Below are 16,474 nucleotides of genomic sequence, written 5' to 3' on the forward strand. Positions count from 1 at the left end.
TTTAAATGAGGCTACAAAGCAAATTCTTCACCCAAATAAACTTGCCTTACTTGTTGATTGGCAAGTATCGCTTTGGGAGTTCCTTCGCAAAGAATTTTTCCCTGACTTACAATATAAGCGCGTTCGCAAATGTCTAAAGTCTCTCTCACGTTATGATCTGTAATTAAAACCCCTATACCTTTATCACATAAATGCAGGATAATTTTTTTGATATCGATTACAGAAATTGGATCAACCCCGGCAAAAGGCTCATCAAGCAAGATAAAGGATGGTTCTATTGCCAGGGCTCTTGCAATCTCAACGCGTCTTCTTTCGCCGCCCGATAAGGCCATGCCCAAGCTGTTTTCTATGTGAGAAATATGAAACTCTTGTAAGAGAAGATCCAGCTTTTCTTCACGTTTTTGATCATCTAAATCTTTTCTTAGTTCCAGAATCGCCATGATATTTTCAGCGACAGTAAGCTTTCTAAAAACGGAGGCTTCTTGCGGAAGGTAACTAATACCATGCCTTGCTCTTAGGTGCATTGCGTCTTGAGTTATGTCTGTTCCGTTAAGAATAATATGGCCTTCATCACAGGATTGCAGACCTACAATCATATAAAAACAAGTGGTTTTACCCGCCCCGTTAGGACCCAATAAACCGACACATTCACCTTGCTTAATGTGAATGCTAACACCATTCACAACCGTCCGGCCCTTAAATGATTTTTTTAATTGTTTAGCCTCTAGTAAACTCATGATTTCTTTTCAGGATAAATAATGATTGTCGTTCTTGTTTTTTCGTCACTATGTGATAAAACATGTTGTTCCTGAGTATCATAACTAATTTTTGCCGCTGAAAGAGAGTTGGGTCCTTGCTCTATGCGAGCATTCCCAATTAATTCGATTAAATGTTTTAGCGGATAATATTTTATAGTGTCAGCATAGGCATGGAATGGGGGTTTATCAGGGGCTGTTGTAGTCCAATAATGAGCTTGCTTGTCTTTAGAGCCTTCGGCAACGGCTAAAGTGAGTTGATTTTTGGCATCTCCTTGCGTAATGGCTTTTTCTGCACGCAAATTGGTTGACCCTTGAACAAACTCAACATTTCCTATATAGACTCCCTGATGATTTTTCTGATTTAAATCGGCTGAATCAGAAACTACTTGCACCATTTTTTCCTTATCAAACGGAAGAGCATTTCCTGAAATGGAGCACAACATCAACAATAGTAGTATAATGTATTTAACCTTTAGCTGGGTCATAGCTACCTCTGGCTTTATGGAGTAATTCTACTCTTTTTTCATCCAAATAGGCATTCATTCCAGTAGACTGTATGATATTGCCTGGTTGTTCAAAGGTTACAAAAAGACTTGTTGTTGCTTTTTTTTCCTTGGGATAATAAGTAATCTCTTCAGTTTTTAAAGTGCTTTCCCTGGTGCTTTCTCCCGGATTTTGATGAACTACTACTTGCTCTATAAAAGTAATTTGTTTACCACCATCAAACGATTTTGCTCGTAATGAATTGATTTCCCACGCGGGTTGATTGTCTTGCTTAATAATAATATGGGGGTTTTTAAGCAAATGGAGATTGTTGTTAGGAATATATTCTACCTGTGGAGTGGTTAATAAGTTAATTAACACACCTTCTGAATTAAATTGCTTTACGGTAAGCTGCGAAATCGTTGTGTCAACTTCATTTGACAACGATTTCTTATTGATAATAGCCTGATTAAAATGAGCATAATACCAACCAGATCCTGCTAAAATAAGCAAGGTCAAGAATAGCCAAATTGCTTGTTTGGTAATATTCATTGTTTTAAATAGCCTGTGATTGCCAATTCTGCTTTATTTTGTGCGTTAAGAATTAAGTCACATAATTCACGAACTGCGCCTCTACCACCAGTCCGCTCTGTTCTCCAATCAGCAAATTCCAGAACTTGTGGCACAGCATTACTGACTGCAACTCCTAATCCCACTTGTTGTATCAAGGGTAAATCTGGCAAATCATCGCCAATATAGGCAAACTCATCATCATTGAGTCCCAATGTTTTTTTTAGATGTTGGTAAGCGCTACGTTTATCAACTTGACCTTTATAGTAATGAGTTATCCCTAATTGTTCCATTCGATGGTCAACTACAGCATTTTGTGCTGTGGTAATGATTGCAACTTGTATCCCGGCGGCCATTAATAATTTTAATCCCATTCCATCTTGTACATGGAATGATTTCAGTTCATTGCCGTGATTATCAATGTGAAGTAAGCCATCACTGAGCACCCCGTCCACATCACAAATAAGACATTTAATTTTTTTCGCTTTTTCCAATAGTTCGTTCATTTCTATCTCTGTATTAAAAAACACCTGCTTTTAGCAAGTCATGTAAATGGAGTACCGCATAAGGTCTATTATCATTTTCAACTACTACCAAGGATGTGATGCTATATTTTTGCATGATTGCTAAAGCTTCAGCAGCCAACATGCCTTTAGAAATAGTTCTGCAGTTTTTAGTCATGACATCCTTGATTAGAGTAGTGTTGATATTAAATTGACGTGTCAATGTTCGCCGGATATCTCCATCAGTATATACACCCACTAAATAGCCATGGTTGTCTACAACACAAGTCATTCCCAGCTTTTTATTCGTGACTTCAATTAAAGCGTCACTCACTGTTGCGTTTTCATTCGCTAAGGGAAGTTGCTCTCCTGTATGACATAAATCGTCTATTTTTAGCAACAATTTTTTGCCAAGTGCGCCTCCAGGATGGGAAAGAGCGAAGTCCTCTGCACTAAATCCCCGTGCTTGTAAAAGAGATATAGCCAATGCATCCCCCATAACCAGCGATACCGTAGTACTGGTTGTTGGAGCAAGACCCAGAGGGCAAGCTTCTTGTTTAATACTGACATCCAGGTTGACATCGGCAGATTTAGCCAGAGTTGATTGTTTATTGCCGGTCAATGTAATTAAGGGGACTTCAAGCCTTTTTAATAATGGAAGCAAAGTAACTATTTCATGGGTATTGCCCGAATTGGAAATGGCAACAACTATATCCTGGCGAGTTATCATACCCAAGTCTCCATGACTTGCTTCTCCAGGATGCATAAAAAAAGCGGGGCTGCCAGTGCTGGAAAAAGTAGAGGCCAGTTTATTAGCTATATGGCCAGATTTTCCCATGCCTGTGACGACGATACGTCCTTTGCATGATAAGAGTAATTCACAAGCTTTTTCAAAATGTTCATCAATTCGTTGAGTTAGCTCAAATACAGCTTGTGCTTCAGTTTCAATAACTGCTAGTCCAAGTGTGCAAAAGTTCATAGGTCATTGAGTCGTAATTTTGTTTGGTTTTCATTCTAACATAATGTATTTAAATGATGTACCCTATATTTCAGTAACTGATACCAACTAATGGCTTATAACATTATTATTTATTAAAATAACACTCAAGTTGAACTTAAATAATAAAAAACGTCTTTTATTTAATTTTTATGATTAATTTTTGAAAAAATTGGTATTGTAAAAAAACTTTTAAAAAGTTTTTTTTTAATGGAAACGCAATTATTAAACACATTTTTATTTATCCAGTATATACTTCTTAATTAAAGATATAATAAAGCATTACCTGTCTTTGATAGATATCAAACTGACATCATTACCCGTTAAAATAATAAGTGGATAATAAAGCATGCCTGATAATTGGGTTGAAATAAAAAATCTATTCTTTAGCCTTGATGATCGCTGCATTTTTGATGGCATTGATATGGTGGTTAAGCAAGGCAAGATTACCGCTATTATGGGACCCAGTGGTTCTGGAAAGACTACTTTACTGCGGTTAATTGGTGCGCAATTGAGGCCTGATAGTGGCCAAATTTATGTTAATGGTCAGAATATTCATCAATTATCCCGCAAATCACTTTATGAAACCAGGCGAAACATGGGATTGCTTTTTCAAAGTAGTGCCTTATTTACACACCTTTCAGTATTTGAAAATGTTGCCTTTCCATTAAGAGAACATACTGAATTAAACGCGTCCATGATAAGAAACATTGTATTAATGAAGCTCGAAGCGGTTGGTTTGCGTGGAGCCGCCCATCTAATGCCCGCTCAATTATCAGGGGGAATGTGCAGGAGAGTTGCATTAGCCAGAACCATTGCTCTTGATCCTGTATTAATGATGTATGATGAGCCTTTTACCGGTCAAGATCCAATTTCCATGGGGGTATTGGTCAGATTAATACAACGATTGAATCAATTATTGCATACCACCACTATTATCGTATCTCATGATGTTGAAGAAACTTGTTCAATTGCAGATTATATCTACTTAATATCAGGGGGTAAAATTATAGGTCAAGGTACTCCGGATGAATTAAAGCGATCTATTGAGCCTCAGATAAGACAGTTTATGCATGGAGAAGCGGATGGGGTAGTGCCTTTCCATTATCCGGCAAAACCGTATACAGAGGAGTTATTAAATGCTTGATACAATCGCGCGTCTGGGTAATCGAGGTGTACAAGCCTTACAAGGTATTGGTAGCTCAGGGCTGTTTTTATTTTCTATGTTGTTCAGAAAGCCTAATGTTTTAAGGTTATGGCCATTATTACGTTATCAGCTTTATTTTATCGGTGTATTGTCTTGTTTAATTATTGTGGTTTCAGCCTTGTTTATTGGTATGGTTGTAGGACTTCAGGGTTATAATACGTTACAAAAATTTGGTGCTTCAAGTCAATTAGGCCAATTATTGGCTTTAAGCGTCGCCAGAGAATTAGGACCTGTGATTAGCGCTTTGTTGTTTGCAGGGCGTGCCGGGTCAGCCCTTACAGCTGAAATTGGTTTAATGAAGGCAACAGAGCAGTTATCCAGTATGGATATGATGGGAGTGGATCCATTAGGAAGAGTGGTTTATCCGCGTTTTGTGGCAGGATTTATAGCGTTACCGATACTTGCTTTGATTTTTTCTGCAGTAGCTATATATGGTGGTTATTTTATTGGTGTTTACTGGCTAGGCGTGGATGCAGGGAGTTTTTGGTCTAATATGCAAGCTGCTGTAAATTTTCGTATAGATATCTTAAGCGGGATTATTAAAAGCTTGGTTTTCGCATTTGTGGTTACTTGGATTTCTGTATACCAAGGTTTTGAGTGTGTGCCAACAGCTGAAGGCATTAGTCATGCTACAACTAAAACTGTAGTATACTCATCGCTTGCTGTATTAGGTCTTGATTTCTTGTTGACTGCAATGATGATTGGAGATTGGTAAATGAAAAAGCAACGTTATGTAGACATTAGTGTAGGAATATTTATGTTGCTTGGGCTGCTAGCATTATTAGTAATGGCGATGAAAGTGAGTAACATTACTGATTTTATGTCTGATAAAACTTATCGTGTCACTGCAGATTTTACTGATATCGGTGGTTTAAAAGTTCGAGCTCCAGTGACCGTTGCAGGTGTCCGTATTGGTGAGGTCAGTCGAATTGAGTTGCAGCCAGGTGAGCTCAATGCAAGAGTGACTATGACTTTGAATGGTGATAAAAAGATTCCTTATGAGGATGCTTCTGCACGAATTTTGACCGAAGGCTTGCTTGGTTCGAATTATATTAGTATCGTTCCCGGTTTTGACGAGGACGGTGACACAGATCATCCCTATTTACGCGATGGGGATACCATTGCGAAGACTCAGGAAGCAATTATCCTTGAAAATCTTATAGGCCAATTATTATTTAATATAAAAAAATAGGTGAACCATGAGAGTTTTTAAAACAATTTTATTAGTTGTGTTGATGACGTTGTCTCAAGCAATGGTTGCTCAGACCTCTCCTATCCCTATGTTAGAACGTGCAGCTAATCAAATTATTTCTATTCTCAAAGAAAATAAAGCGCGCTTAAAAAGTAATCCTGAGATTATTTACAAAGCAGTCGAGGAGAATCTTTTACCCAACGTTGACGTTGCTGGTATGTCTCGTTCAGTCTTGGGAAGACAAGCCTGGAGTAAAGCTACTGAAGCAGAAAGGGTTGAATTCTCAAAAGCATTTACTCGCTTGGTGATTCGTACATATTCTAGCCCATTGGCCCAATATTCCGATGAAACTGTGCAGTTTTTACCTTTACGCGGTTCTTTAAATAGTCGGTTTATTCGTGTAAATAGCGTGATTGTGCGTTCTGCAGGGCAAAATATACCATTAAGTTATAGTCTTGTTTCCAAGAATGGGAAATGGAAAATTTATGATATAAGCGTTGAAGGTGTTAGTTTGTTGCAAAGTTTTAGATCGCAATTTGCACAGGCACTGCAGCATTCCAGCATTAGTCAAGTGATTAAGGAAATGCAACAAAAACAGATTAAGAAGGCTTCCTGAGCATGGAAATTAATAACTTTAAACCTGGCGCTGAGCTTACATTCAAATCAGTGGTATCGGTCCGTGACAAGCTGTATAAGGCTTTAATGGAAGATACCAGAGGGAGATTTTGCCTTGATTTAAGCGAGGTGACTCATTGCGATAGTGCTGGACTTGCTTTAATTATTGAAGCTAGAAAATTATGTAAACAAAATAATAAGGTTTTTGATGTAATAGGAATATCTCCTGAAACACAATCCCTGGCTGAATTCTGTGGAGTGAAGACTATTTTACAAAGATCTTGAAATAATTCTGAGTCAGAAATATTTATTATTCCATAGAGCTTATCCCTTTAGAGCGCTAGAATCTATCGACATTTCTACTGTCTTGGCTTTAAAGCGTTGGTTTTCTGTGTTCCGTTGCTTAATAATGGTTTTATATTTCTGCTACGGTGCTGAAAAATCAAAGTTTTGGGTTTTAAGCCAGAGAAAAATTAACAGACTCTAGTTGTCCTCCTGAATTGATAAATTCCCATGAGTTTTGAGGTAATGTTGTGGTTGGTGAAACAGTCTAAATCTTTAGAGAATGATGGTGTAAACACGGATTTTTTTGATGATGATTCAGTCATGTCCATTATTTTTTATCAATAAAAGTATAAAAAATTTGTATTTATTTTAATTAGTGAGCTAAGTTTATGTTAAGTAATGAAGAAATTGAACAAAGACTTAATGAAATTGACGATGTATTTTATGTCAAGGTAGAAGGCGATGGTTATCAATATCAGGTAACTGTAGTGACCGATATATTTCTTAAGAAGTCTAAAGTAGCAAGACAGCAATGGGTTTATGCCCAGCTTAAAGACTTTATTACCACCGGAAGGCTTCATGCTATCAGTATGAAGACATGGACAAAAGAAGAATGGGGGAAGCAAAATGGATAAATTATTGATTAATGGTGGTAAAGCATTACATGGTGAAGTGGTCATTTCGGGAGCAAAAAACGCTGCTCTTCCAATCATGGCTGCCAGTCTATTAGCCAGTGATCACGTCACAATATCTAATGTGCCTCATCTTAAAGACATCACTACCATGATGGAACTGTTAGGACAATTGGGAGCTCATTTAATTGTTGATGAAAAGATGAATGTTCAAGTTGACTCCAGTCAAGTCAATGAGTTTGTTGCTCCTTACGATCTGGTCAAAACAATGCGTGCCTCCATTTTGGTATTAGGCCCAATGCTGGCGCGCTTCGGTAAGGCAGATGTTTCTCTGCCCGGTGGATGCGCCATTGGAACAAGACCAGTTGACCTGCATTTAAAAGCATTAAGAGCCATGGGGGCAGACATTACGGTTAAAAATGGCTACATCAATGCTCGTTGCAAAAAGGGATGTCTGCAAGGTAAACGCTTGATGTTTGACACAGTTACTGTCACAGGAACCGAAAATGTGTTAATGGCTGCTGTGTTGGCAGAAGGCATTACTACGATTAAAAATGCTGCGCGCGAACCAGAAGTAGTAGACTTGGCTAACTTTCTGATTCAAATGGGAGCGAAAATTCGAGGCGCGGGTACTTCTACTATTGAAGTAGAAGGTGTGGAATCACTAAACGGTGGGACTTATTCGGTCATGTCCGATAGAATAGAAGCGGGCACTTATTTGGCAGCTGGAGCGCTTACTCGTGGTCAAGTGACTGTTAAGAAAGTACGTCCTGATACTTTATTATCTCAATTATGTAAATTCGAAGAGGCAGGCGCGGAATTAACCATTGGTGAGGATTGGGTCAGTTTAAATATGCATAACAAGCGGCCTCAGGCAGTTAATATTTCAACCGCCCCTTATCCTGCATTTGCAACGGATATGCAAGCTCAATTTATGGCAATGAATTCCGTAGCAGAAGGTTCTTCAACTATTATAGAAACTATTTTTGAAAACCGATTTATGCATGTTCAAGAGTTACAGAGAATGGGGGCTAATATCCAACTTAATGGAAATACAGCCATCGTTCATGGTGTTGAAAAATTAACTGGCGCACCGGTAATGGCTACTGATTTAAGGGCATCAGCCAGTTTAATTCTCGCGGGCCTGGTTGCTGAAGGGGAAACAGTAGTTGAGCGGATTTATCATGTTGATAGAGGCTATGAGCGAATAGAAGAAAAGTTATCTCTATTGGGAGCGGACATTAAGAGAGTTTCTGACAGGTGATTACAAGAGATGAATTAAGCCTTTTTTTACTGGATTTCTTGAATTGTTCTCAATACCAGGATTATGCACCTAATGGAATTCAAGTTGAAGGCAAAGACAAGATTAAGCGTATATGTACGGCAGTCAGTGCATCAGAGGACGTGATTTCCCAAGCTATTGAACAGCAAGCTGATGCACTGTTAGTTCACCATGGTTATTTCTGGAAAGGTGAAAATCCTGTTATTTCCGGAATGAAAAGGCGAAGGATTGCTAAGCTACTTGGCCATAACATGAATTTATTTGCCTATCATTTGCCTTTGGATTGTCATCCCGAGCTAGGGAATAATGCCAGCCTGGCGAATTTGTTGTTAATAGGGTCCCATGAGATGCATAAGGTCAACAATACTGCCAATCTCCTTTGGTCTGGAAAATTATCAAAGGCAATGAACAGCGAACAGTTTTCCAGTTTTTTAGAGCACAAACTTGGCCGTTATCCTGTGCATATTGCGGGAAATGAAAAAATGATTCACTCCATAGCATGGTGCACTGGAGCAGCACAAGACTTTATAGAAGAAGCTTACCAACTTGGCGTTGATGCTTATTTAAGTGGTGAAGTTTCTGAACGAACGTTCTATCAGGCTATGGAATTGGGTATACAATATTTTTCTTGTGGTCATCATGCGACGGAACGTTTCGGCATTCAATCCCTCGGTGTTTATCTTGCAAACTATTTTGACTTGGAACATTGGTTTATAGATAGTCCTAATCCGATTTAAAAAGAACAGGACCTACGCAAAATCCCAATCTCTTTGTTAAAAAATGTTTTTAATTCGTTCATTTAGTTTATTATTTAAACTCACTCATTACAAACATTTTTTGCCTCGACCTTGGGGTTTTACGTTAGTCCTGAAGAATAGATCAGGATGAAACTGATGAAGTAAGCATGGACTAGCAAGAAGTGAGGTTATTCTTGCATTTTGCCATCGACAATGTGAATCACTCTGTCCGCTGTAGCAGCAAAATTCATATCGTGCGTTACGATGATTACCGATCTTCTGTATTCATGAGCAAGTTCTTTTAGTATATTTTGCACATTGGTACTCGAAACGGTATCAAGATTTCCAGTTGGCTCGTCTGCCAAGAGCAATATGGGATCATTGGCCAGAGCTCGTGCAATAGCAACGCGCTGGCTTTGCCCTCCTGACAGCTGTTTAGGCAGTTTTGATAATTGCTCCTCTAACCCTAGGCTGGTTAAAAGCTTGGTAGCTCGGTTTTTCATTTCCCCAAGACTTAGTTTGCCTAGGCGTTGCATAGGCAACATCACATTCTCCAGGGCTGTAAACTCAGGTAATAGAAAATGGAATTGAAAGACATAACCAATTTGAGTCAAGCGCAACCAGGCCATTTTTTCTTCCTCATAAGTTGAAACATCTTCATTATTCAGCCAAATTGTTCCTTGAGAGGGTCTATCAAGCAAGCCTAGCAAATAAAGCAGTGACGATTTGCCAGAACCTGAGGGGCCAGAAATTACTAAAAATTCACCTTCTCTGACTTCGAGATTTATGTCCTTGACTAAAGTGACGGGAACTTCACCTGGCAGTTGACGCGAAAGCTCTTTTGTTTTTATGACAATCTTGTTCACATTCCCCCTCCTCGCAGGATATCAACAGGATGAACAAGCGCTGCCTTATGAGCAGGAAGAACGGCGGCTATGATTGAGGCGGACATCGCAAAAGCTGTGGCGATGACAAATTGTAAATAACTCCAATCGAGTGGCATATTAATCAATTCAGAGCTTCCTGGCGGCTTGAATTGGACTTGCATGAGACTGTACATCAGTCCACTTCCCAAAGGCAGTCCTAACAAACATCCAACCAGTCCTAGAAGAAAACCTTCTATGATAAAAATAAATTGAATATCATGTTTTTGGAAACCGATTGATTTAAGTATGGCAATGTCTCTGTGTTTTTCCATTACTACAGTCGAAATAACATTATAAATTCCAAATGCAGCGACAATTAAAACAGCGCTAACCACGCTATACATAATGATATTTCGAATGACTAGTGTATTGAGCAAATCTTCCGATTTTTCCTGCCAGGAAATAGTTTTATAGCCTATCTGTTTTTCAATTTGAGCGGCAATGTCATAGGCCTGATAGGGGTTAGGCAGTTTTATAATGATGTTATTGGAGCGGTTAGGTCGGTTTAATAATGCTTGAGCGCGTTTAATACTAATAAACGCTTGATTGGTATCAAAATCTGAACGGCCAGTGCGAAATACGCCAAGAATTTTGAAAGTGCGTATTTGACCATTGGGCGCTGTCACAGTAATGTTATCATCTTTTGTCAGGGATAATTTACGCAAGAGCTCGCTTCCCAAGACAATACCATCGGGATTGACTATGAGATCATCAATCGAACCTGAAGTCATATAATTTTCGATAGTAGAAACTTTTTTTATCTCTTCAGGGATCATACCATTCAAAGTGACCGAATAATCTTTCCCTGCATAACTAATTAAGGCTTGTCCAATTAGAACAGGAGAAATAACAATTCCCGGGATGGTAAGCGATAAATTATTTATTGTTTGTTCATACCCTCTAATCCCTCGGGGTTCTGTTAATGGTTTAACACTGCGAATTTCAATAGCGCCATGTGTGTGCAGCTGTTGGATGGGTTGTATACGAGGGTTTCGATATTCATCTATGATCGTGATATGCGGTGAATTATCCACCAAGCGTTTGATGAAATCTTTTTCAGACCCCTGCATCAGTGACGAAATTGTTAAAAAGAAGGCTACTCCCAATACAATTCCCATCAAAGAAACCAGGCTTTGTCGTTTGCGTGCAAGCAAATGTTTTAAAGCGATCTTTAAAAATAGCTTCATTATTCTTCCTGTTTTACAAGAATGAAACGCACTTTTTGCCCATTTTTTAGCTTATTATCAGGTTGTAAGACAACCAGGTCGTTAATATTGACACCTTTTAAAATCTCGGCTTGTTTTAATCCTCTTGCGCCAATAGTCACTGTATTTTGAGAGAGCTTCCCATCATCCTGTACAATCCAAACTTTGTTTTCAGAAATACTACTTACAGGAAGCAATAAGGCATTTTTCTTTTCATGAACAATAATATTGGTTTCAGCTGTCATACCAATCAATAAAGGATTATTTTCTGAAAAATTAATGCGAACTCTGTAACTTCTGGCTATTGGATCGCCTTTAGGGGTGATGCTTTTGACACGGCCATAAAAGATTTGATTTGGAAAAGCATCTGATCTGATCAACACTTTTTGCCCGACTCTGACCAATACAATGTCTTCCTCATCGACTTCAGCAGAAACTCTTAGGGGAGCACAGCAAGAAAGCCAAAATACAGGTTGATTTGCCGGGATTAGTTGTCCAACTTCACCGTCACGTTTAATGATACGGCCATCTGCAGGGGCTATCAGTTGTAAATAACTGATTTGAGCTTCTATTCTGCGTACGGCGGCACTGGCTGCTTGCCATTCGGACAAGGTGCGATCATACTCATCTTTGGAGATGACTCCTTTTTTAACTAATTGAGCATTCCGCTCGTATCTTATTTTTGCTAATGTTTCATGTTCTTTCAGCTCTTTTAAGTTATGTTGCAGGTGTTCATCTTCCAGGCTGGCTAATATCTGTCCCTTTACTACTTCCGAGCCTTCATCTGCATTCAACTTGACAAGGCGGGCTGTGTTTTGTGAGGCAATTGGCATCATGACGGTTGGTTCGACTGTCCCTGTGGCATAAACAGCTTGAACTGCAGTTCCATAAACAGGACGCACAACCTTGACAGTTCCAATTATCCATAAGTGGCGAATGAACCATATTATTGCAAGTAAGGCTAAGCCTGACACTATAAAAGTTAAATATTTTTTCATAAACGACTAGCCTTTGATATGGGCTTTTAAAGTGATGATTGAAAAGCTTGTTTCATTAGAATTTGCTTAAGCCCCTATGCTCTTTGTTACAAAGTGTTTTTAATTCTGTCATTCAATTTGGCCAAACTTTCTTATTAAAAACATTTGTTGCCTTGATTCCAGGGGATAAGTTCTGTTCATATGCTATTTATAACATTGTTTATAGCCTTTGAAAAATTATCTTGATATAGTTGTTTTGTCTTTGGTCAGCTTTTAAATCATAGTCGTATCTAGAAAATGCAATAAGACAAAAGTTCATTACAGTACGAGTAAAAGAAGAATAAATCTCTCTTGTGCCTCCCAGTCATCCTAAGCTAACATGTGCTAATACTTGGTAATGGATTGTTATAATGAGCAATTTTAGAAATTTCCTGGTTTTTATACTTTTATTTTTTTCTTTTTGCGGTCAGTTAACAGCTTCAAGTAAGCAGAATTTGGCATTTAGAAATTTTTGGCATCCTACTTATTTAGGGCAACGACTTGATTACTGTACTTTAGATGGGAAAGAGTGCGGAAAGGAGGTAGCGAATCGTTATTGCCAAATGCTGGGTTATGATTACTCCACTCAAAATGTCATTGCCTATAACGTCGGTTTAACTAATTACTTGGGTAGCAAGGCTCAATGCAAAGGATGGCGTTGTAATGGTTTTATGACAATAGCTTGTGCTATTGGTTTATCACATACTCCTCCCAAACCCTACCATTATCGAGAGAAAAAATTTGCCGTACCCCGTTATAATGATTACCGAGTGGATTGGTGTATGGAGCGCAATAAAGGCTGTGGTAAACAAGCTGCCAATTCGTTCTGTAATCGTATGGGATATATGCAAGCCAAGGATTTCGTAAAGCAGGCTCAAGTGAGCGCTACGAAGACCATAGGAAGTCAGGAATTATGTTTTGGTAATCAGTGTAATGCGTTTAAGATGATTATTTGTTACAGATAAATCAAATACTTAGTCTGGTGATGACTATGATTTTTTAATTAGCATCCGGATAGGTTAGTATTTTTTTAATTATAGCGATACGGCCTAATTTGATAGATTTTATGACGGTTAAAATAAATTGTGACAATTATTTGACAGTTATTCATTATGTGTCCGATACTTTAAATTAAATGACTCAAACTTAAGGATAGGTTTATGAGGAGCAATGACAGGATTTATATTATCGATGATGATAAGGAACGTTGTGACAAGCTTCGGACTATTTTTGATTTTATAGGCCAATTCTCTGAGGTCACTCAATATGGCAATTGGCAATTGAGTGTTAATCCTAATCCAAGTGTGATAGTTCTTGGAGCGTGCGCTTCTTTTGAAAAAATGATGGATGAATTGGATACATTAGTTAAAAGGTTTCCAAAAACTCCAATATTGGTTATTGATGCTGTGCTTTCTACATCTGAATGCGCGGATCGAAATATCGTTGATTGTTTATCATTTCCATTCAGCTATGCAAAAATGCTTAAATCGCTCCATAGGTGTCAAATAGCTAAAGAAGCAGTTAAATTTATCACTGCAGGTACCCATAAGACTCCTTTATTTAGAAGCTTGGTTGGGAATAGTGAAGGTATTCGTCAAGTACGCAAACTAATTGAGCAAGTAGCCGATACTGAAGCCAGTGTGTTGATTTTAGGTGAGTCAGGTACAGGTAAGGAAGTCGTTGCTCGCAATATACATTCTCTTTCATCCCGAGCAAATAAACCATTTGTCCCTATCAATTGTGGAGCAATCCCGGGGGAATTGTTGGAGAGTGAATTATTTGGTCATGAAAAAGGTGCATTTACAGGAGCGATTACATCAAGGCAAGGACGTTTTGAGTTGGCCAATGGAGGAACTCTATTCCTGGATGAAATAGGAGATATGCCATTAGCTATGCAGGTTAAGTTATTAAGAGTTTTACAAGAACGTTGCTTTGAAAGAGTAGGTTCAAATAAAAGCATCGAAGTCAATGTTCGTATCATTGCTGCTACACATAGAAATTTAGAAATTGCTATTCAAGAAGGGAAATTTAGAGAAGATTTGTTTTACAGATTGAATGTATTTCCCATTGAAATGCCTCCACTACGTAATAGAAGTAGTGATTTATCACTGCTTTTTAATGAGCTGGTTTCTCGAATTGAAGGAGAGGGCAGACCTACCGTTCGATTAATGCCCGATGCTATGGATGCTTTATGCGAATACAGTTGGCCAGGTAACGTGAGGGAGTTAGCTAATTTGGTGGAGAGATTATCTATTCTTTACCCTAATGGTATTATTGGCAAGAGTGATTTACCTCATCGGTTTCAAGGTGAAAATAAACCATCTTGTCCAGAGGCATCGGGGGCGGAACGTGAAACTTTGTTGCAAATAATAAAGCAGGAGTCAGTAGCTAATGCAGAGGGCATTGATTTAAAAGAGCATTTGGTTAAAACAGAACTTGCCTTGATTAGCCAGGCCTTAGATGAGTCAGATTGGGTTGTTGCTCATGCGGCCAGTTATCTCAACATGAGAAGGACAACTTTAGTTGAAAAAATGCGCAAATATGGCTTAACTCGACCAGAAAGAATGGAACGATAAATAGATACAGCTCACCCCGTATCACTTATTTGCTAGCACAGGATTATTTCTCTTTTTCCTGTGTTTCTTCTGTATTTGATTCAGGTTTGCTTTCTGTTTTTGGCTCAGTTTTGTTTTCAGTGGTCTTGCTTTCTGTTTTTGGTTCGGCCTTGCTTTCAGCTGGCTTATTTTCTGTGGTTTTCTCTTCGGTACTAACAGGCTGTGCTCTTTTTTGCTTATAGTCCTGAATTATTTCACTGACACTGGTTTTAATCCCTTTAAATAATTTCGCGGTCATTGATGTTAATTCATTAAGATCTGGTAACTTCGATTTGAAATCACTCATGTCTTACTCCTCAGAAAAATTGTTATTCTTTAATTATATACCGAGATTCAAATTTTGGTTAATGGCAGATTTTGAAAGTTTTTGCTCATTAATTCCTTAAATTCCGCTACCATCATTAATCTTTAAGCCCATGATAAAATTGATCTCGTTTCCTATGGAATGCTGCCTGATTTAACGGTATTGAATTTCAATAGCGTTCCCAAGCTGTTTCAGTACTAATTTTTAAATCCACGGATGAATGAGTCTCATTGCCGGTTTAAGCACCTTGCTTATAATTGGCAATTTAGCAAGGACAGTTAATTTGAATGCATTAAACTCCGCCATTTTTTCTATTAAATATTCATCGCTAGTAGCTAACTTATCAACGAGCCGGAGATCAAAAGCATCTTTTGCTATCCAATGTTCACCAGTTGCAACCTTATCTATATCGAGTTGACTTCTATTTTTAAGAACATACTCTCTGAATGCGGTATGAATTTTTTCCAAATCTTCCTGAAACTTTTTTCTACCTTTTTCAGTATTTTCCGCAAAAAGTGTTAGGGTGCGTTTGTATTCTCCTGCAGTTAATAGCTCAACATCAATGTTGTTTTTCTTTAACCAGCGATGAAAATTAGGAATTTGAGCAACTACACCTATAGAGCCGATTATTGCGAATGGGGCAGCAATTATTTTATTTGCTACGCAGGCCATTAAATATCCGCCGCTGGCTGCCATTTTGTCTATGCTGACAGTCAAAGGAATTTTTTTATCACGGATTCGCTGTAACTGGGACGCAGCCAATCCATAACCATTGACGGCCCCTCCAGGGCTTTCCAACCTTACTAAAACCTCATCCTCAGGTTTTGCTATACTTAATACCGATGTGACTTCATCTCTTAGTTGTTCAACTTGGGTTGCTTTGATATCACCGCTGAAATCAATGACATAAAGAACCGGGCGCTTGGTTTTATCTTTTTTCTTTTTTCCAGGTTTTTTTCCTAAAATCTCTTTATTCATTAAGGCATTCAGGTGTTGATATTCTTCATTAAGAGAGGTGATTTCCAGTTTGGGTTTGGTTTTGCGACCCATAGAAAATATACCTGCCAGAAGAATGAGTAATGCGATGACGAGAGTGATGCATTTTAAGAGAAACATGCCATATTCACTAAGGAATTCCATCATATAC

The 16,474-nt window shown here is 38.4% G+C and carries 20 protein-coding genes; 10 read left to right on the plus strand and 10 right to left on the minus strand.

Annotated features, from left to right (window positions below; genetic code table 11):
- Nucleotides 1-11: 11 nt before the first annotated feature.
- From lptB to LPG_RS04160, 5 genes are read right to left on the minus strand one after another with little or no spacing between them, the layout of a single operon-like run.
- Nucleotides 12-737 carry an LPS export ABC transporter ATP-binding protein gene (lptB, locus tag LPG_RS04140; RefSeq protein ID WP_010946572.1) on the minus strand — a complete coding sequence of 242 codons (726 nt, stop codon included), beginning with the start codon at nucleotides 735-737 and terminating at the stop codon, nucleotides 12-14.
- On the minus strand, nucleotides 734-1,243 hold the full coding sequence (gene lptA, locus LPG_RS04145; RefSeq protein ID WP_010946573.1) for a lipopolysaccharide transport periplasmic protein LptA: 510 nt from the start codon (nucleotides 1,241-1,243) through the stop codon (nucleotides 734-736). The genes lptB and lptA overlap by 4 nt, the downstream gene beginning before the upstream one ends.
- Entirely contained in the window at nucleotides 1,224-1,793 is a 570-nt protein-coding gene (lptC, locus tag LPG_RS04150; RefSeq protein ID WP_010946574.1) for an LPS export ABC transporter periplasmic protein LptC, read from the minus strand. Before lptC ends, lptA begins: the two co-directional genes overlap by 20 nt.
- The gene (gene kdsC / locus LPG_RS04155) at nucleotides 1,790-2,317 is read right to left on the minus strand and encodes a 3-deoxy-manno-octulosonate-8-phosphatase KdsC (protein ID WP_011213328.1); all 528 of its coding nucleotides are present in this window, start codon (nucleotides 2,315-2,317) and stop codon (nucleotides 1,790-1,792) included. The genes lptC and kdsC overlap by 4 nt, the downstream gene beginning before the upstream one ends.
- 13 nt (nucleotides 2,318-2,330) lie before the next feature.
- Nucleotides 2,331-3,293 carry a KpsF/GutQ family sugar-phosphate isomerase gene (locus tag LPG_RS04160; RefSeq protein ID WP_010946576.1) on the minus strand — a complete coding sequence of 321 codons (963 nt, stop codon included), beginning with the start codon at nucleotides 3,291-3,293 and terminating at the stop codon, nucleotides 2,331-2,333.
- Between the two features lie 367 nt (nucleotides 3,294-3,660).
- Here LPG_RS04160 and LPG_RS04165 point away from each other — a divergent pair, with 367 nt between their 5' ends.
- The 8 genes from LPG_RS04165 to LPG_RS04200 all read left to right on the plus strand — a co-directional run bounded on the left by LPG_RS04165 (nucleotide 3,661) and on the right by LPG_RS04200 (nucleotide 9,261).
- Entirely contained in the window at nucleotides 3,661-4,458 is a 798-nt protein-coding gene (locus tag LPG_RS04165; RefSeq protein WP_010946577.1) for an ABC transporter ATP-binding protein, read from the plus strand.
- Nucleotides 4,451-5,233 (plus strand): lipid asymmetry maintenance ABC transporter permease subunit MlaE, encoded by a 783-nt coding sequence (gene mlaE / locus LPG_RS04170; RefSeq protein ID WP_010946578.1) that lies wholly within the window; start codon nucleotides 4,451-4,453, stop codon nucleotides 5,231-5,233. The genes LPG_RS04165 and mlaE overlap by 8 nt, the downstream gene beginning before the upstream one ends.
- Complete coding sequence (gene mlaD, locus LPG_RS04175) at nucleotides 5,234-5,710, plus strand: outer membrane lipid asymmetry maintenance protein MlaD (protein WP_010946579.1); 477 nt, start codon at nucleotides 5,234-5,236, stop codon at nucleotides 5,708-5,710.
- A 7-nt stretch (nucleotides 5,711-5,717) separates the two neighbouring features.
- On the plus strand, nucleotides 5,718-6,326 hold the full coding sequence (locus tag LPG_RS04180) for an MlaC/ttg2D family ABC transporter substrate-binding protein (protein ID WP_010946580.1): 609 nt from the start codon (nucleotides 5,718-5,720) through the stop codon (nucleotides 6,324-6,326).
- A gap of 2 nt (nucleotides 6,327-6,328) precedes the next feature.
- Entirely contained in the window at nucleotides 6,329-6,610 is a 282-nt protein-coding gene (locus LPG_RS04185) for an STAS domain-containing protein (protein ID WP_010946581.1), read from the plus strand.
- A 389-nt stretch (nucleotides 6,611-6,999) separates the two neighbouring features.
- Nucleotides 7,000-7,245, plus strand: a complete 246-nt coding sequence (locus LPG_RS04190; RefSeq protein ID WP_010946582.1) for a BolA family protein — start codon at nucleotides 7,000-7,002, stop codon at nucleotides 7,243-7,245.
- Nucleotides 7,238-8,506: a UDP-N-acetylglucosamine 1-carboxyvinyltransferase gene (gene murA / locus LPG_RS04195; RefSeq protein ID WP_010946583.1), complete on the plus strand. Its 1,269-nt coding sequence runs from the start codon at nucleotides 7,238-7,240 to the stop codon at nucleotides 8,504-8,506. The genes LPG_RS04190 and murA overlap by 8 nt, the downstream gene beginning before the upstream one ends.
- Nucleotides 8,503-9,261 carry a Nif3-like dinuclear metal center hexameric protein gene (locus tag LPG_RS04200; RefSeq protein ID WP_010946584.1) on the plus strand — a complete coding sequence of 253 codons (759 nt, stop codon included), beginning with the start codon at nucleotides 8,503-8,505 and terminating at the stop codon, nucleotides 9,259-9,261. Before murA ends, LPG_RS04200 begins: the two co-directional genes overlap by 4 nt.
- A gap of 188 nt (nucleotides 9,262-9,449) precedes the next feature.
- Here the strand turns inward: LPG_RS04200 and LPG_RS04205 are convergent, their stop codons facing one another.
- From LPG_RS04205 to LPG_RS04215, 3 genes are read right to left on the minus strand one after another with little or no spacing between them, the layout of a single operon-like run.
- Nucleotides 9,450-10,127, minus strand: a complete 678-nt coding sequence (locus LPG_RS04205) for an ABC transporter ATP-binding protein (RefSeq protein WP_010946585.1) — start codon at nucleotides 10,125-10,127, stop codon at nucleotides 9,450-9,452.
- Nucleotides 10,124-11,374, minus strand: coding sequence for an ABC transporter permease (locus tag LPG_RS04210; RefSeq protein ID WP_010946586.1), 1,251 nt, complete (start codon nucleotides 11,372-11,374; stop codon nucleotides 10,124-10,126). Before LPG_RS04210 ends, LPG_RS04205 begins: the two co-directional genes overlap by 4 nt.
- On the minus strand, nucleotides 11,374-12,390 hold the full coding sequence (locus tag LPG_RS04215) for an efflux RND transporter periplasmic adaptor subunit (RefSeq protein ID WP_010946587.1): 1,017 nt from the start codon (nucleotides 12,388-12,390) through the stop codon (nucleotides 11,374-11,376). Before LPG_RS04215 ends, LPG_RS04210 begins: the two co-directional genes overlap by 1 nt.
- 389 nt (nucleotides 12,391-12,779) lie before the next feature.
- Here LPG_RS04215 and LPG_RS04220 point away from each other — a divergent pair, with 389 nt between their 5' ends.
- Complete coding sequence (locus tag LPG_RS04220; protein ID WP_010946588.1) at nucleotides 12,780-13,373, plus strand: hypothetical protein; 594 nt, start codon at nucleotides 12,780-12,782, stop codon at nucleotides 13,371-13,373.
- A 195-nt stretch (nucleotides 13,374-13,568) separates the two neighbouring features.
- Nucleotides 13,569-14,984, plus strand: coding sequence for a sigma-54 dependent transcriptional regulator (locus tag LPG_RS04225; protein ID WP_010946589.1), 1,416 nt, complete (start codon nucleotides 13,569-13,571; stop codon nucleotides 14,982-14,984).
- A gap of 43 nt (nucleotides 14,985-15,027) precedes the next feature.
- Here LPG_RS04225 and LPG_RS04230 read toward each other — a convergent pair whose 3' ends face one another.
- Nucleotides 15,028-15,309: a hypothetical protein gene (locus tag LPG_RS04230; protein WP_010946590.1), complete on the minus strand. Its 282-nt coding sequence runs from the start codon at nucleotides 15,307-15,309 to the stop codon at nucleotides 15,028-15,030.
- A 222-nt stretch (nucleotides 15,310-15,531) separates the two neighbouring features.
- On the minus strand, nucleotides 15,532-16,467 hold the full coding sequence (sohB, locus tag LPG_RS04235; RefSeq protein ID WP_015444709.1) for a protease SohB: 936 nt from the start codon (nucleotides 16,465-16,467) through the stop codon (nucleotides 15,532-15,534).
- Nucleotides 16,468-16,474: the final 7 nt, after the last annotated feature.

Source organism: Legionella pneumophila subsp. pneumophila str. Philadelphia 1, from assembly GCF_000008485.1.
In the GTDB taxonomy this organism is placed as follows: domain Bacteria; phylum Pseudomonadota; class Gammaproteobacteria; order Legionellales; family Legionellaceae; genus Legionella; species Legionella pneumophila.

Excerpts from the sequence above, each read along its gene's own strand:
- LPG_RS04210 (WP_010946586.1), bottom strand. The coding sequence starts at position 11,374 with ATGAAGCTATTTTTAAAGATCGCTTTAAAACATTTGCTTGCACGCAAA.
- LPG_RS04160 (WP_010946576.1), bottom strand. The coding sequence starts at position 3,293 with ATGAACTTTTGCACACTTGGACTAGCAGTTATTGAAACTGAAGCACAA.
- LPG_RS04215 (WP_010946587.1), bottom strand. The coding sequence starts at position 12,390 with ATGAAAAAATATTTAACTTTTATAGTGTCAGGCTTAGCCTTACTTGCA.
- LPG_RS04165 (WP_010946577.1), top strand. The coding sequence starts at position 3,661 with ATGCCTGATAATTGGGTTGAAATAAAAAATCTATTCTTTAGCCTTGAT.
- sohB (WP_015444709.1), bottom strand. The coding sequence starts at position 16,467 with ATGGAATTCCTTAGTGAATATGGCATGTTTCTCTTAAAATGCATCACT.
- lptB (WP_010946572.1), bottom strand. The coding sequence starts at position 737 with ATGAGTTTACTAGAGGCTAAACAATTAAAAAAATCATTTAAGGGCCGG.
- mlaD (WP_010946579.1), top strand. The coding sequence starts at position 5,234 with ATGAAAAAGCAACGTTATGTAGACATTAGTGTAGGAATATTTATGTTG.
- LPG_RS04185 (WP_010946581.1), top strand. The coding sequence starts at position 6,329 with ATGGAAATTAATAACTTTAAACCTGGCGCTGAGCTTACATTCAAATCA.
- lptC (WP_010946574.1), bottom strand. The coding sequence starts at position 1,793 with ATGAATATTACCAAACAAGCAATTTGGCTATTCTTGACCTTGCTTATT.
- LPG_RS04225 (WP_010946589.1), top strand. The coding sequence starts at position 13,569 with ATGAGGAGCAATGACAGGATTTATATTATCGATGATGATAAGGAACGT.
- murA (WP_010946583.1), top strand. The coding sequence starts at position 7,238 with ATGGATAAATTATTGATTAATGGTGGTAAAGCATTACATGGTGAAGTG.
- LPG_RS04230 (WP_010946590.1), bottom strand. The coding sequence starts at position 15,309 with ATGAGTGATTTCAAATCGAAGTTACCAGATCTTAATGAATTAACATCA.
- LPG_RS04220 (WP_010946588.1), top strand. The coding sequence starts at position 12,780 with ATGAGCAATTTTAGAAATTTCCTGGTTTTTATACTTTTATTTTTTTCT.
- LPG_RS04190 (WP_010946582.1), top strand. The coding sequence starts at position 7,000 with ATGTTAAGTAATGAAGAAATTGAACAAAGACTTAATGAAATTGACGAT.
- kdsC (WP_011213328.1), bottom strand. The coding sequence starts at position 2,317 with ATGAACGAACTATTGGAAAAAGCGAAAAAAATTAAATGTCTTATTTGT.
- LPG_RS04180 (WP_010946580.1), top strand. The coding sequence starts at position 5,718 with ATGAGAGTTTTTAAAACAATTTTATTAGTTGTGTTGATGACGTTGTCT.
- lptA (WP_010946573.1), bottom strand. The coding sequence starts at position 1,243 with ATGACCCAGCTAAAGGTTAAATACATTATACTACTATTGTTGATGTTG.
- mlaE (WP_010946578.1), top strand. The coding sequence starts at position 4,451 with ATGCTTGATACAATCGCGCGTCTGGGTAATCGAGGTGTACAAGCCTTA.